Below are 13,707 nucleotides of genomic sequence, written 5' to 3'. Positions count from 1 at the left end.
GTGTTACTCCTTCTGCGCAGGCACGCGAGACGTGGCCGGGCCCTCGTCGCCGGGGCCGTCGGACGCCTCATGGGGGGTCTTGTGCGGCTGCGTACCCGTCGTTCCGGGCGGCATGCCCACGTCGGCGTAGCGGGCGATGGTGGCCGCCGCGCGGCGGACCGCGCCCACCGGGACGGTGGGCACCAGCCGGTCGAGGAAGGCGTAGCGGCGGGCCAGCGAGCTGCCGTAGGCGCCGCTGCGGTCGGCCGCCGCGCGCACCTCGTGCCACCAGTCGGCGATGTCGCCCCAGCCGGGGGCGGCCAGCGAGCCGCCGAACTGCTGCACCGCGAGCCCCGCGCAGACCTGCGCGAAGGCCAGCCGGTCGGCGAGCGGCCAGCGGCACAGCGTGCCGAGCACGAGCCCGGCGCCGAAGACGTCGCCCGCGCCGGTGGGATCGAGCGCCGTCACCCGTGGTGCGGGGACGAACGCCTCCTCGCCCGTCGTGGAGTCGATGGCCATGGCGCCGTTGGCCCCGTCGGTCACCACCGCGAGGGGGACCTTGTCGGCGATCACGTAGAGCGCGTCGCGCGGGGTGTCGGCGCCGGTGTAGGCCATCGCCTCGATCGCGTTGGGCATGAACGCGTGGCAGAAGGACAGCTGATCGAGCATCGACGTCGGCCAGGAGCCCGACGGGTCCCAGCCGACGTCCGCGAAGATGAGGGCGCCGTTCTGGTGGGCCGGCTCGGCCCAGTTGCTCGAGCTGCCGGGCGAGCCGAGCGGCTCGTCGGGGGAGAGCGTCACGATCACCGCCCGGGACCGGGGCGGGGAGCCGATCATCTCGGCGCTCGCCATGGGGGCGGGGTGGCCGTGCGTCACCATGCTGCGGTCGCGGTCGACCGCCATGGAGACCGTCACCGGGGAGTGCCAGTGCTCGAAGCGCCGCGACCTGGACAGGTCGACCGCCTCCTGCTCCTCGAGCGTGCGCCAGCAGAAGTCGCCGTAGTCGTCGTCGCCGAACGCGGCGGCCAGCGAGGTGCGCAGGCCCAGCCGGCTGGTCGCGATGGCCAGGTTGGCGATGCCGCCGGGGCACGAGCCCATCCCCTCGGCCCAGATCTCGGTGCCCGCGGCGGGCATGGCGGGCAGGCCGGTGAAGACGATGTCGAGGAAGACGGTGCCCGCCAGGAACACGTCGAACTGCGGACCCTCCGGGGTGCGCTCATCGGCGAGAGGGTCGTACGCCTGGGCAGACACGGGGATGGGGCCTCCTCGACACTCCGATTGTGCGCAATCTTGCATGTTTGCTCGCGTACTTCAAGTGCTTTGCCAGGTCTACTTGCTCAGTGTTGCTTACTCTTGCGCGAATTTGACTGATAGACTCGCGGCGTGCTTCAGCGCCTCAGGCATGCCGAGATCATGCGAAGGGTCCGGCTCTCCGGCGCGACCAGCGTCCGCGATCTCGCCAGCCAGCTCGGCGTGAGCCCGTCCACCATCCGCAGGGACCTCGAGGTGCTCGACCGCGACGGCACGCTCAGGCGGGTCCGCGGTGGCGCCCTTGCCGACGCCGACGACGACCGGCCCTTCTCCGAGGTGGCCGCGGTCGACGAGCAGGACAAGGAGGCCGTGGCCGCCCGGGCCGCGCAGCTCGTCGCCGACGGCGAGGTGCTGCTGCTCGACATCGGCACCACGACGATGCGGCTGGCCCGGCGGCTGCGCGGCCGGCGGGTCACGGTGGTCACCTCCAGCCTGGCCGTGCTCGACGCGCTCCGCTCCGATTCCGCGGTCGAGCTGCTGCTGCTCGGCGGCATGGTGCGCAGGACATACCACTCGCTGGTCGGGGTGCTCACCGAGGCGGCGCTGAGCCAGGTCGTCGCCGACCGGGTGTTCCTGGGGGCCAGCGGCGTGCGTCCCGACGGGCAGCTCGTCGACACCACGCTGGCCGAGGTCCCGCTGAAGCGCGCCATGATCGCGGCGGCCGAGCAGGTGGTGCTGCTCGTCGACCGGCACAAGTTCCCCGGCACCGGCGCCCTGCGGGTGTGCGGGCCCGAGGACATCGACGTGATCGTCACGAACGAGGGCGCCGACGAGCCGACGCTGCGCGCCTGCGCCGCCGCGGGAGCCCAGGTGCTTCTCACATGAAGGGGTGCGGATGAGACTGGCCGTCCTCGGCGGCGGAGGCTTCAGGGTCCCGCTCGTCTATGGCGCGCTCCTGCGCGACGCCGCCAAGCCGCGCGTGGAGGAGGTGGTGCTCCACGACGTGTCCGCCGAGCGGCTTGAGGCCGTCCTGCACGTGCTGCGCTCCCAGGCCGCCGGACACGACGACCCGCCCGAGGTGCGCGTCACCACCGACCTGGACACCGCGCTGCGCGACGCGGACTTCGTCTTCTCCGCCATCCGTGTCGGCGGGCTGGCGGGCCGCGTCGCCGACGAACGGGTCGCGCTGGACCTGGGCCTGCTCGGCCAGGAGACGACCGGCCCAGGCGGCATCGCCTTCGGCCTGCGCACCGTCCCGGTCGCGGTGCGGGTGGCCGAACGGGTGGCCGCCCTCGCCCCCCAGGCCTGGGTCATCAACTTCACCAACCCCGCCGGCATGATCACCGAGGCCATGCGCCAGGTGCTCGGCGACCGCGTGATCGGCATCTGCGACTCGCCGATCGGGCTGGTGCGCCGGGCCGCCGCCGCGCTCGGGCTCGCCCCGGCACGCGTGTCGCCCCGATATGTGGGGCTCAACCACCTCGGCTGGCTGTGCGGCCTGACCCACCAGGGCGAGGACGTCCTGCCCCGCCTGCTCGCCGACGACGCGGCGCTGCGGCAGGTGGAGGAGGCCCGCGTCTTCGGCGCCGACTGGGTGCGCACGCTGGGCGCGATCCCCAACGAATATCTCTACTACTACTACTTCACCCGCGAGTCGGTCGCCGCGATCTCCGGCCGCACCCGCGGCGAGACCCTGCTGGGGCAGCAGGACGACTTCTACGCGGCCGTGCGGGCCCGGCCGGGCGACGCGCTGGCCGTGTGGGAGAGGGCGCGCAGGGAGCGCGACGAGTCGTACATGGCCGAGGCCCGCGACGTGGCCGCGGCCGGGGAGCGTGACGACGCCGACCTGGAGGCGGGCGGCTATGAAGGCATCGCGCTCGCCCTCATGGCCGCCATCGCGCGCGGGGAGCCGTCCACCATGATCCTCAACGTGCGCAACAGCGGCGCGGTGCCCGGGCTGCCCGCCGAGGCGGTCGTGGAGATCCCGTGCACGGTGGGCGGCGGGGGAGCGCGGCCGCTGGCCGCCGGCCCGCTCCCCGGCCGTTTCCTCGGCCTGGTCCAGCAGGTGAAGGCGGTGGAGCAGACGGTCATCGAGGCGGCGCTGTCGGGGTCGCCGCGGCTGGCGGCGGCGGCGTTCGCGCTGCATCCGCTGGTCGACTCGGAGGCGGTGGCCCGCGAACTGCTCGACGGCTACCGGGCCCGCATCCCCGAGCTGGACGCGGTCTTCTCCCGCCCCTGATCCGTGCGTGCCCGCGATGCGGGCCGGCCGTTCGGGACGCCGCCGACGCCACCGTCCGTCTGGGCAGGATGCGGACGCCGCACCCCGGCCCGGCGACATGTCAGGCGATCGGATGGGGCGGGCTGATCTCCTGACGATGGACGATCACGTCGAACCAGCCGGCCGGCGAGCTTCCGCTCATGTAATGGCCCTCGGGCTCGGCCGGGTCGTACGCGGCCACGCAGCGCATCTTGGCCGGCGTCCGCAACCATGCGCGCACCGCGTCGGGCGCCCGCGACGCCTGGAGGTCGACGGCGTACTGGGCGTGCCGCACCGCGCCGAACGGCGCGTCGGCCCAGTCGCGCGGCGGCGCGGGCACCCGGGCCGGCCTTCCGTCGGCGCCTGCGAGGGTGCCCCGGGTGAAGGTGAACCCGATGGAGCGGTACTTCCTGCCGTACCAGCGCCGCAGGAGTGACCCGGCGCCGTCAAAGCGCAGGGGCGGCCCGCCGGGCGCGTGCACGGTCACGCCGGCCGCCTTGGCGGTGTGCGGCGAGGCCGCCCAGTAGGCGATCCTGTCGCCGGTACGGTCGCGCCACCAGCGCAGGTTCTCGGCCGCCCGCGCGTCGCGGTACTGGTAGACGTTCTTCTGGTCGAAGTACTCGTAGAAGGAGACGATCTGACGGGCGTGCTGCAGGGCCAGCTCGTACGCGCGGTCGCCGTCGTCGTGGGGCACCTTCCTGACCAGCTCGTACGCCTGGCGCGCGTGCCGGATGTAGGGCTTCTTGTCCTTCACCCCGTAGTACCACTGGACGTAGGCGCCCATGTCGGCCGTGTCTGGCCGGATCTTCCTCATGTGGCGCGCCAGCTCGGCCTTCCGGCCGGGGGCGGTCTCGGCGACGTACCGGGTGACGGCGTCGTAGGCCCGGGGCCCGGTGGCGAAGCACTCAACGCCGACGAACCGCACCTGCTCGTCGTGGGTGGCGTTGTACGCGCGCAGCCAGCCCAGCACGTCGGCCACCTCCCGTGTCCGCCACGTGCGGGCCATCTTCCGCACCAGCGTGTTCACGTCGCCCTTGCCGGTGCGCAGGTAGTCGTCGACCTCCAGGCCCACCGTCCAGTCCTCCTCCCAGGCGATGGAGCGGAAACCCAGCTCCTCGACCAGGTAGCGCAGCGTACGGTGCTTGAGCCTGGTCTCCTCGGCCGCCCCGTGGGTCGACTCGCCCAGCCCGACGACGGACGCATCGCCCAGCATGGGACGGAGCGCGGCCAGGTCGGTCAGCGGGGCCGCGGGGTCGATGCCGGCGAGGGGCGCGGCGTGCCGCCGGAGCCAGCCGGTCACGGCCGAGCCGTGCACAGCGGCGTGCGCTGCGCTGGATACGGCGGCGTGTGCTGGGACGTGCGCTCCGGCGTGTGCCGCGGCGCGCGTTGCGGGGGCCGCGACCACGGTGATCACGGTCGTTCCCGTCGCCACCAGTGTGAACGTCTTCCACGGCCATCGCGGGTGTGTGTGAGGGTGTCGCATGCGTGTCTCCTCCCTGGGCCCCGCCGCCGCCCGGCCGCGAGGTGTCGTTCGTGCCACGCGTCAACCCTGCTGGCGAAAGGCCCCTTTCCGCGTCGGCCGTGGAGAGGCGTGCGTGTTACGTCGCCGGGTGTAGGGGGGCCGCCGCGATCGGGGTGTTTCCGCGTGTCCCGCGTACACGCTCGTAGTCCGAGAGGCGGAGTCCGTCAGGCCGGTTTGACGGCGTAGTCGCTCAGCCCTCGCTCCAGGACGGCGAAGGCGCGGGCGCTCGTCTCCTCCACGTCGGCGCGGAGCGTCCGCGGGGTGTCATCGGCGGTGATCCGGCGACGGACGCGGGCGACCAGCGTGCGGTGCACGCCGACGAGCGCGTGCGCCGCCGCGGCGGCGGCCGGGTCGCCGGGAGGGGCGCCTGCCTCGGTGGCCAGCAGCTCCGCCAGGGCCGCGGTGCATCGGGCGAAGGACTGCTCTTCGCGTGCCTGCAGGGTGGGGCTGGCCGAGATGACGCGGTTGACCGTGCGCAACCGGTCGAGCGCCTCCTGGTCGCCGTCCTCGATCTGGGCGAGCAGGCCGCCGTTCGCGTCGAGGAGGAAGCGGCGGCAGGCGGACAGCGCCGGCTCCCCGGCAGGGCGCTCGGCGACGGCCGTGACCAGCCGCCCGCCGAAATCGTCGAGGCCGGAGTAGAACAGATCCTCCTTGGCCGGAAAGTACTTGAAGACGGTCGCCTCGGAAACCTGCGCCTCCCGCGCGATCTCGGTGACCCGTACCTGGTCGAAGCCGCGGTCGGCGAACAGCCGCCAGGCCGTCTCCATGAGCAGCCGCCGCGTCTGCTCCTTCTTGAGCTCCCGAAGCCCCATCGCACCTCGTTTCGTCATGCGGTAGCGTAGCAAAAAACGCAGAGCTGCTCTATATTCAAGGTTACCCTACGAATTATGGAGGTGGCGATGAGCGCCGCACAGGACGTGCTCGATTTGGTGAACCGGTGGGCCGCGGCGGAGGAGGCGAACGATCCCGCCCTCCTCGCCTCGCTGCTCGCCGACGACTTCGTGGGCGTGGGCCCGCTCGGGTTCGTGCTGACCCGCGAGCAGTGGCTGGCCCGCTTCGGTAACGGCCTGGTCAACAGCGCGTTCAAGGTAGAGGATCCGCAGGTGCACGAGCACGGCGCCGCGGCGGTCGTCGTCGGCGTGGACGCGCAGGAGACCAGCTTCGGGGAATGGGACAACTCCGGTCGGTTCCGGCTCACGCTCGCCGCCGTCCGTCCGGCCGATCGCTGGCTCGTCGCCAGCGTCCACCTCGGGCCGCTGCAGGCCCCCGCCGGCCCGCCGCCGGCCGCGGAATGAGGGTGCGATCATGCGGCTCAGCTTCAGCGTGACCAACTACTCCTGGCCGGGCGGCCCGGCGGCCCTGCGCGGGGAGCTGCCGCGCCTGGCGCGCGCCGCCGACGACGGCGGCTTCGACACCCTGTGGGTGCCCGACCATCTCCTCCAGGCCGACCCGCACGCGGCTCCGCACGAGAGCGAGATGTACGAGGCGTACACGACGCTCGGGTTCGTCGCCGCGCTGACCGAGCGCGTACGCGTCGGCGCCATGGTGAGCGCCGTGACCTTCCGCCCACCGGCCCTGCTGGTCAAGGCCGTCACCACGCTCGACGTCCTCACCGGCGGCCGGGCCTGGCTCGGTGTGGGCGCCGGCTACCACGAGGCCGAGGCGGCGGCCCTCGACCTGCCGCTGCCGCCGGTGAAGGAGCGCTTCGAACGCCTGGAGGAGACCCTGCGCATCGCCGCCCGCATGTGGGCCGGCGACGAGTCCCCTTACGAAGGGAGCCACTACCGGCTGGAGCACCCGGTCGCGAGCCCGCGCCCGGTACGCCGCCCGCCGATCCTGATCGGCGGCACCGGGGAGCGCAGGACCCTGCGGCTCGTGGCCGAGTACGGCGACGCGTGCAACGTCTTCGACATTCCCGACGGCGGAGGACTGGTCAGGCGGAAGCTGGACGTCCTGGCCCGGCACTGCGCGGACGTCGGCAGGCCGTACGAGGAGATCGAGAAGACGATGGGCACCCGTTTCGAGGACGGGGAGTCCGCGGACGCCTTCGTCAGGCGGTGCGCCGCGGCGGCCGAGCTCGGGATCGACCACATGATCGTCGTGACGACCGGCCCGTGGAGCGCCGCCAAGCTGGCCGTGCTCGCCGCCGCCATTCCGGCACTGCACGACCTCAATTCCTCCTGAACGTCCTGAACGTCCCTATCACTCCCTTGCGTGCGCCATAATAGGGAGTGTTATGGAGCATTACACCGTGGAGCAGGTGGCGGCCCAGCTGGGGCTGCACGTCAAGACCGTGCGTACCTACGTGCGTGACGGACGGCTGCCCGCCGTGCGGATCGGCAAGCAGTACCGCATCGCCAAGGAGGACCTGGCGGCGTTCACCGGCCGGCCGGTCGCCACGCCCGCTCCCGCGCGCCGCGCCGAGGTGTCGAGCATCGTGCAGATCGACGGCATCGCCAGGGGCGACATGGATCGTGTCAGCACGATGGTCCTGGGGGCCCTGGCGGGTGAGCCGCGCGGGCTGCGCGTGGAGTTCGTCCACGACGAGGAGCGCTCCCACCTGAAGATCATCGTGCTGGGCGGGCTCGAGGAGACCGCCCAGGTCCTGCGGATGGTCGACGCCCTGGTGCGGGACTGACCTCCCCGGCCGCCGCCGACCCGGATCACCAACGTTGTGGAGACTGCCATGCCCGACCCCTACGTCTGCGACCCGCACGGCGAACCCCTCCGCGAGGCGCGCGACGCGCTCGACCTGATCGGCGAGGCCTGGGGGCGGCAGGCCACCTGGGTGGCCGTCCCCGTGGAGCGCCTGCACGACGACTTCTTCGTCCTGCGCAGCGGCGTCGCCGGAGAGTTCGCGCAGAAGTTCGTCAACTACCGGATCGGCCTGGCGGTGGTCGGCGACGTCTCCCGTCACGCCCCTCCCGGCTCCGCGCTGGAGGCGTGGGTGACCGAGTCGAACCGGGGCGAGCACATCTGGTTCGTACGCGACCTCGACGAGCTGGCGGAACGGCGGTCGGGCCGCGATCACTCCGCCGACCCGCGCTGACCCGCGCCGAGACGCCGGGGCTCAGCCGGACTTCACGGCCGCCTCGATGCCGTCGAGGAGCACGGCCAGGCCGACGGCGAACGTCTCGCCGACCCGGCGTTGCAGGTAGGGCTCGTCCGTCGCGGGCTCGTCGTCCTCCGACTCCACCCACGTCACCATGGGGAACCGGGCGGCGAACCCGGGCGCCACCTCCTCCAGCAGCGACGAGCGGGCCTGCCACCACTCCTCGTCGGACACCCCGGTCGCCGACGGCGCCTGCCGCGACTCGGAGACCGTCCTCGCCGCACCTCGGACGAAGTCGGACAGCAGCGCCACGACCCCCCGCAGCCGGCGCGGTCGCAGGCCGGTCTCGCGCAGGGTCCGGACCAGGCCCTCCAGCATCGCGAACTCGTGGGGCCCCAGCACCGGCCGCGCCTGCGACACCTGCAGCACCCACGGATGCCGCAGGTAGAACGCCAGCACGTGCTCGGCCCACGACGTGACGGCCGCCCGCCACCCACCGCTCAGGTCGTGCTCGGTGGGCAACTCCGCGAGGGCCCGGTCGTACATCAGGTCGACCAGCTCGCCCTTGCTCGGCACGTAGGTGTAGAGGGCCATTCCGGTGCGGCCCAGCCGCTCGCCGACCCTGCGCATGGACAGCGCCGCCATGCCCTCGCTGTCGGCCACGGCGATGGCGGCATCGACGATCGCGTCGACGCTCAGCCCCGGCTTGGGGCCTGGCCGCACCTCGCCCGGCCCTCCCGTGCGCCACAGCAGTGCCATCGAGCGGCGCGCGTCACCCTGCCCGGCGAAGACGACCAACGCGGAACTCCCCACGCGGTAAAAACTCTTTACGTCATAAAGGCTATCAGCGGGCGCCTCTGCGGGCGGCCACCGCGGCGATCATCTCCCAGGCCGCCTCCGGGTGGAGCGTCTCGTCCGGGTCGCCGGAGAAGGGGTCGAGGACGACGGTCTCCGCGCCGAGCAGGCGCAGTTGCTCGAGGTCGTCGGTGATCTGCTCGATCGTGCCCTCGCCCGCGAGCCGGTCGGGGCCCGTGACGGGCGACGCGGTGATCCGCAGCAGAATCCTGGGCGCCAGGTCGGGCGCCGGCCGCCCCTGCGCGGCGGCGAGGTCTTTCAGCCGCGGCCATGTCTCCCGAAGGGAGGACAGGGTGTTCCTGAGCGGGTGCCAGGCCTCGCCGAACCGTGCCGCCCTGCGCAGCGCCGCGTCGCTGTTGCCGCCCACCCAGATCGGTATGCCGCCGGAGCGGTAGTCGTGCTCGCCGGCCCAGGCGGCGCGGATCGCCGCGAGATGCTCGTCGGTCAGCCGGCCGCGCCGCTCGTGCGCCACGCCGAGCGCCTCGAACTCCTGCCGCGCCCACCCGACCCCGACGCCCAGCACCAGCCGCCCGCCGCTGAGGTCGTTGAGGTTGGCCGCCATGCGGGCCACGAGCAGCGGATGCCGGTAGGGGACGATCAGCACGGTCGTGCCGAGGGCGATGCGGCTGGTGCACCCGGCGAGCCAGGCCAGGGTGGTGAAGGGCTCGTAGAAGGGCGCCGGATATTTCCGCGCCACGTCGGGGGTGATCACCACGTGGTCGGACACCATCAGCAGGTCGAACCCCAGCCCTTCGGCGGTCTGCGCCCACCGCCGCAGGATGCCGGGGTCGGTGCCGGGGCCGAAGTTGGGAACGTTCACGCCAAGTCGCACCGGGCCAGGCTACCGAATGCGGACGACCATGAGACGCGGCGGAGAAGCCGTGGTCCCGGCACCCGTGTGGCGGGGGCCGGGACCAGGCGGGTCGCGGGATGTCAGCGGGTGAGCCAGTCGAACACCCAGCTGCGACGGTTCCAGTGCGGGTTGCCGCGCCCGTGGTCGTGGCCAGGGGCGCAGACCTTGGCGTCGCGGGTGCCGGCGAACCTTCCGTGGTCCGTCACGTGGTGGTAGGTTGAGTCTTCGTTCACCGCGAGGTCACAGTGGCGCGGGTGCCGGCTGGAGTCGGCGGCGGCTGCGCCGGCCCCGAACACCACGGCCGCTGCGGCCAGTGCACCGCCGGTGGCGATGAGGGTACTTCTCATGATCTCCCCCTGTAATCACGAAGTGCCATCGGCTATCACTATACGTAGCGATCTTGTGAGGGCAGGAAGCGCCACGCCCTCTTTTGATCAACAGGGTGTCGCGGGCCCCGGTGCCGTCCTAGGGCTTGACCGCTCGCAGATAGCAGAGCAGTGGCCACAGGTCGCCTTCGGCCTGCACACGGAACCCGGCCGCCGGCACCAGGGCGGCCGGCGTCTCCCTGGGGTCGGGCTCCAGGGCGTGCCCGCTCACCAGGCCGGTCAGCCGGCGCGCGAGCGCCCGCCGCGGCGGGCGGAGCTCCGCGATCAGCAGCCTCCCGCCAGGACGCAGCACGCGGAACATCTCCCGGACGGCGGTCTCCCGCGCCCCGGCCGGGATGTGGTGCACGGCCAGGCTGGAGACCACCACGTCGAACGGCCCGCCGGGCAGGTCCAGCGCCTGCCCCTCACCCACCAGGTAGACGCAGTTCGCCGGGGCGCGGTGGCGGGCGTAGGCGATCATCCGCGGCGACGGGTCCACGCCGATGACCCGGCCTCCGGGTGCCACCAGCGGCGCCAGGCGGCGGGTGAGGAAGCCGGTGCCGCAGCCCACGTCCAGCACCCGGTCACCGGGTCCGGCGCCGGCCAGCGCGGCCAGCTGCGTGAACACCAGCCGCCTGCGCCCCGCGTAGCCGAGGCGGGAGAACAACTCGTAGGCGCGTGGATGGTCGATGGTGCCGGAATGCTCGTGGTGGTGGCGCAGGAGCTTTCCCTGGCCCATGCCGGTCACCTCCCTGCTCGGTCGGCACGTCATCAGCCTGCCCCGCCGGCGGTCAGGCAAGCAGAACCTCCGCCCCCACGGGCTGGTATCCCGCCGCGAGGAACGCCCGGACGGCGGCCGCGTTTCCCGGCGCGACCTGCGTCCACACCGGCTCGGGGACGAGGTGCCTGGCGCACGTGGCCAGCGTCCGTCCCGCTCCGCGGCCGCGGCGTCCCGGCTCGACCTCGACGGCGATCTCCCACCGTCCGGCCACTCCGCGTCCCACGGCGAGCAGGCCGCCCTGGCCGGTCCACACGCGTACGGCGTCGCGGAACCTGCGGGCCCGCGCCACCCGGGGGTGGTCGCTGCCGGTGACCTCGCTCAGTGGTACGGGCGGAGGGCCGCCGAGGGGCGGGGCCATGCCCAGCAGGTCGACGTTGCCGATCCGCCGGCCCGTTCTCCCCGCCATGGCCTGCAGGAACGGCGGGCAGAGCGGCGCGGACAGGTCGTCCGCCGGGAGCCGGTCACGGACCCAGCCCGGGTCGAGATCGGTGAAGACCACCGTGTGCGCGGTGAAGGCGATCACGCCGGCGTCGCGGGGTGACGGCTGGGGCACGATCGTCACGCCGCCGTCCGCCGCGGGCGGCCGGCCGTGCTGCACCTCCGCGAGCAGTTCCGTCAGCGATTCCATGATCTACATCGTAAAGGGGATGGCGGGGTCATGTCCGCAGGTCGCGTACGGCGGCCAGGTAGGCGTGGATGGCGTCGCGGTTGCGGGTGAGGCAGTCGATGCGCTGCTGGATGCGGGCCGCCTCGGCCTCCAGGAGGCCGGCGAGTTCGGGCGTGAGGCATTTCGGGTGCAGGTGGATCTTGCCGGGTCCGTCGAGGAACGGGAGGATGCGGCGGATGATCTCCGTCGTCAGCCCCGAGTCCAGCAGGCCGCGGATCTGCTGGACCCGGCGGACGGCCGAGGGCGGGTAGTCGCGATAGCCGTTGCCCGCGCGTTCCGGGTGGAGGAGGTCCTGCTCCTCGTAGTAGCGCAGCATGCGCGTGTGGACGCCGGTGCGCTGGGAGAGCTCCCCGATTCTCATGGCGGACCTCGGTTGGTGGGCGGGATGTTCCTGGCCGGGAATTGCCTTCACACCGATGTGAAGGTTTCAGCCTAGTCATCATGGCTGATGAGGTGCACGACGGCGCGGAGCGCGCCGGAAGAATGCCGTGGCCGGGACTGCTGGCGTTGTTCGCGGCGGCGTTCACGGCAGTGATGACGGAGCTGCTGCCCGCCGGGATGCTGCCGCAGATCGGAGCGGCGCTGGAGGTGCCGGAGGGGCGGGCCGGGTTCCTGGTGACGGCGTACGCGGTGGCGTCGTTCCTGGCGGCGATCCCGCTGACGGCGCTGCTGCGGCGCTTCGCCCGGCGGCCGGTGCTGGTGGGGACGCTGGTGGGGTTCGCCGCCTGCAACGCGGCGACCGCGCTGTCCTCATCCTACACGGTGACGTTCGGGGCCCGGGTGCTGGCCGGGACGATGGGCGGGATCCTGTGGGCGATGCTGGTCGGTTACGCGGCGCGGATGGTGCCGCCCGAGCGGCGGGGGCGGGCGATCGCGATCGTCTCCGCCGGGATCACGGTGGCGTTGTGCGCGGGCATCCCGGCGGGCGCGGCGCTGGCCGGGATGTTCGGCTGGCGGGCCGCGTTCGGCGCGCTCGCCGTCGCGGCGGTCGTCCTGGTGGGGTGGGTGCTGGCCACGGTTCCCGGCTTCCCCGGCGAGACGGCGGCAGGACGCGTGCCGTTGCGGCGGGTCGCCGCCGTTCCCGGGGTCGTGACGGTGCTGGGGGTGACGGTGCTGGTGCTGGTGGGGCACCAGGCGGTGTACACGTACCTGGCGCCGCTCGCCGCGCTGACCGGGGCCGGGCGGGCGAGTGTGGTGCTGCTGGTGTTCGGCGTGGGGACGGTCGCGGGCATCTGGGTGGTGGGCGCGGTCATCGACCGGGCCCTGCGCGTGACGCTCGTGGTGGTGCTGGCCGCGATGGCGGGGGCGATGGTCGCGCTGGGCGCGCTCGGGGGGCCGGTCTCCCTGATGGCGGTGGCGCAGTGGGGCGCGGCCTTCGGAGGCGTGCCGACGTTGCTGCAGACGGCGCTGGTGAACGCGTCAGGCCAGGAGAACGCCGACGTGGCCACCTCCATGCAGACCACGGTGTACAACGCCGGCATCGCGGGCGGGTCGCTGGCCGGCGGGCTGGTGCTGGAGGGCGCCGGCGCGGGCGCGCTGCCGTGGACGGCCCTGCCGCTGGTGGCGGTCGCCCTGGCGATCGTGGTCGCGGCGCGCCGGCACGCGTTCCCCGGCCGCCGGGCCGCTAGAGACCGTGCCTGGACAGGGGCTCGACGAGTTCGCGTTCCTCGTACGACAGGTGGGACATCAGGCTGTCGGTGAGCAGGTCCACGGCGGCACGCAGGTCGCCGAGGCCGCCCGGTTCGGCGACGAAGGCGACGAGGGCGCGGTCGATCCGCTCGATGATCTTGTGGATGGCGTGGTGCTCCTCCTCCAGGCGGTCGAGCACGGGGACGAGGCCGGGCTCCGCGTGACGCAGGCGGGGGAAGAGCGCGGTGTCCTCGGCCGAGTGGTGCAGGGTGAGGAGCCGGCAGTAGGACTCGCAGTAGGCGCCCAGGGTCCAGTTGTTCTGGCGCATGGTGAGGGTGCTGATCTTCGAGCGGGCGGAGCCGGCGTCGAGGGTCCCCGCGGCGACCCGGTCGACCAGGTCGCGCAGCTGGGCGAGCTCGGCGCGCAGGTGGTCGTGGACCTCGACGAGGTGCCGCCCGTCTGACTGGTGGCGCGGGGTGTGGCTCCCGGAGTGGGC

The 13,707-nt window shown here is 73.0% G+C and carries 17 protein-coding genes; 7 read left to right on the top strand and 10 right to left on the bottom strand.

The features are described from left to right. Positions 1-3: 3 nt before the first annotated feature. Positions 4-1,230 carry a carbohydrate kinase family protein gene (locus E1294_RS05650; RefSeq protein ID WP_132505226.1) on the bottom strand — a complete coding sequence of 409 codons (1,227 nt, stop codon included), beginning with the start codon at positions 1,228-1,230 and terminating at the stop codon, positions 4-6. Positions 1,231-1,362: 132 nt separating this feature from the next. On the opposite strand from E1294_RS05650, the gene E1294_RS05645 reads away from it, so the two are divergent. After that, positions 1,363-2,115, top strand: a complete 753-nt coding sequence (locus tag E1294_RS05645) for a DeoR/GlpR family DNA-binding transcription regulator (protein ID WP_132505223.1) — start codon at positions 1,363-1,365, stop codon at positions 2,113-2,115. Positions 2,116-2,125: 10 nt separating this feature from the next. Beyond that, the gene (locus E1294_RS05640; protein WP_132505220.1) at positions 2,126-3,469 is read left to right on the top strand and encodes a 6-phospho-beta-glucosidase; all 1,344 of its coding nucleotides are present in this window, start codon (positions 2,126-2,128) and stop codon (positions 3,467-3,469) included. Positions 3,470-3,569: 100 nt separating this feature from the next. Here the strand turns inward: E1294_RS05640 and E1294_RS05635 are convergent, their stop codons facing one another. Both E1294_RS05635 and E1294_RS05630 read right to left on the bottom strand, forming a co-directional pair. Then, positions 3,570-4,970, bottom strand: a complete 1,401-nt coding sequence (locus E1294_RS05635; RefSeq protein WP_132505217.1) for an erythromycin esterase family protein — start codon at positions 4,968-4,970, stop codon at positions 3,570-3,572. A gap of 203 nt (positions 4,971-5,173) precedes the next feature. Next, the gene (locus tag E1294_RS05630) at positions 5,174-5,821 is read right to left on the bottom strand and encodes a TetR family transcriptional regulator (protein ID WP_132505214.1); all 648 of its coding nucleotides are present in this window, start codon (positions 5,819-5,821) and stop codon (positions 5,174-5,176) included. Between the two features lie 87 nt (positions 5,822-5,908). Between E1294_RS05630 and E1294_RS05625 the strand changes: the two genes are divergently transcribed. From E1294_RS05625 to E1294_RS05610, 4 genes are read left to right on the top strand one after another with little or no spacing between them, the layout of a single operon-like run. Next, entirely contained in the window at positions 5,909-6,304 is a 396-nt protein-coding gene (locus E1294_RS05625; RefSeq protein WP_165977107.1) for a nuclear transport factor 2 family protein, read from the top strand. Between the two features lie 10 nt (positions 6,305-6,314). Then, positions 6,315-7,193, top strand: coding sequence for a TIGR03560 family F420-dependent LLM class oxidoreductase (locus tag E1294_RS05620; protein WP_132505208.1), 879 nt, complete (start codon positions 6,315-6,317; stop codon positions 7,191-7,193). A 52-nt stretch (positions 7,194-7,245) separates the two neighbouring features. Further along, the gene (locus E1294_RS05615) at positions 7,246-7,647 is read left to right on the top strand and encodes a helix-turn-helix domain-containing protein (RefSeq protein WP_132505205.1); all 402 of its coding nucleotides are present in this window, start codon (positions 7,246-7,248) and stop codon (positions 7,645-7,647) included. A 48-nt stretch (positions 7,648-7,695) separates the two neighbouring features. Continuing rightward, entirely contained in the window at positions 7,696-8,058 is a 363-nt protein-coding gene (locus E1294_RS05610) for a DUF4180 domain-containing protein (protein WP_132505202.1), read from the top strand. A gap of 21 nt (positions 8,059-8,079) precedes the next feature. Here the strand turns inward: E1294_RS05610 and E1294_RS05605 are convergent, their stop codons facing one another. The 6 genes from E1294_RS05605 to E1294_RS05580 form a co-directional block, all read right to left on the bottom strand. After that, positions 8,080-8,859 (bottom strand): TetR/AcrR family transcriptional regulator C-terminal domain-containing protein, encoded by a 780-nt coding sequence (locus E1294_RS05605; protein ID WP_132505199.1) that lies wholly within the window; start codon positions 8,857-8,859, stop codon positions 8,080-8,082. A gap of 46 nt (positions 8,860-8,905) precedes the next feature. Then, on the bottom strand, positions 8,906-9,748 hold the full coding sequence (locus tag E1294_RS05600; protein ID WP_132505196.1) for an LLM class flavin-dependent oxidoreductase: 843 nt from the start codon (positions 9,746-9,748) through the stop codon (positions 8,906-8,908). Positions 9,749-9,849: 101 nt separating this feature from the next. Further along, positions 9,850-10,116 (bottom strand): hypothetical protein, encoded by a 267-nt coding sequence (locus tag E1294_RS05595; protein ID WP_132505193.1) that lies wholly within the window; start codon positions 10,114-10,116, stop codon positions 9,850-9,852. 118 nt (positions 10,117-10,234) lie between these two features. Continuing rightward, positions 10,235-10,873 (bottom strand): class I SAM-dependent methyltransferase, encoded by a 639-nt coding sequence (locus E1294_RS05590; RefSeq protein ID WP_132505190.1) that lies wholly within the window; start codon positions 10,871-10,873, stop codon positions 10,235-10,237. Between the two features lie 52 nt (positions 10,874-10,925). Then, positions 10,926-11,543 (bottom strand): GNAT family N-acetyltransferase, encoded by a 618-nt coding sequence (locus tag E1294_RS05585; protein WP_132505187.1) that lies wholly within the window; start codon positions 11,541-11,543, stop codon positions 10,926-10,928. A gap of 28 nt (positions 11,544-11,571) precedes the next feature. Then, positions 11,572-11,943, bottom strand: coding sequence for a MerR family transcriptional regulator (locus tag E1294_RS05580; RefSeq protein ID WP_132505184.1), 372 nt, complete (start codon positions 11,941-11,943; stop codon positions 11,572-11,574). 80 nt (positions 11,944-12,023) lie between these two features. Between E1294_RS05580 and E1294_RS05575 the strand changes: the two genes are divergently transcribed. Beyond that, the gene (locus E1294_RS05575) at positions 12,024-13,283 is read left to right on the top strand and encodes an MFS transporter (protein WP_132505181.1); all 1,260 of its coding nucleotides are present in this window, start codon (positions 12,024-12,026) and stop codon (positions 13,281-13,283) included. On the opposite strand, the gene E1294_RS05570 is transcribed toward E1294_RS05575, so the two are convergent. After that, positions 13,207-13,707, bottom strand: a 501-nt coding sequence (locus E1294_RS05570) for a hemerythrin domain-containing protein (RefSeq protein WP_132505178.1), incomplete at its 5' end; no start/stop codon positions are given. The genes E1294_RS05575 and E1294_RS05570 overlap by 77 nt on opposite strands.

Source organism: Nonomuraea diastatica, assembly GCF_004349015.1.
GTDB classification, from domain to species: Bacteria; Actinomycetota; Actinomycetes; order Streptosporangiales; family Streptosporangiaceae; genus Nonomuraea; species Nonomuraea diastatica.
The sequence above is the reverse complement of the archived record's forward strand: the minus strand, read 5'-3'. Positions and strand labels throughout refer to the sequence as shown.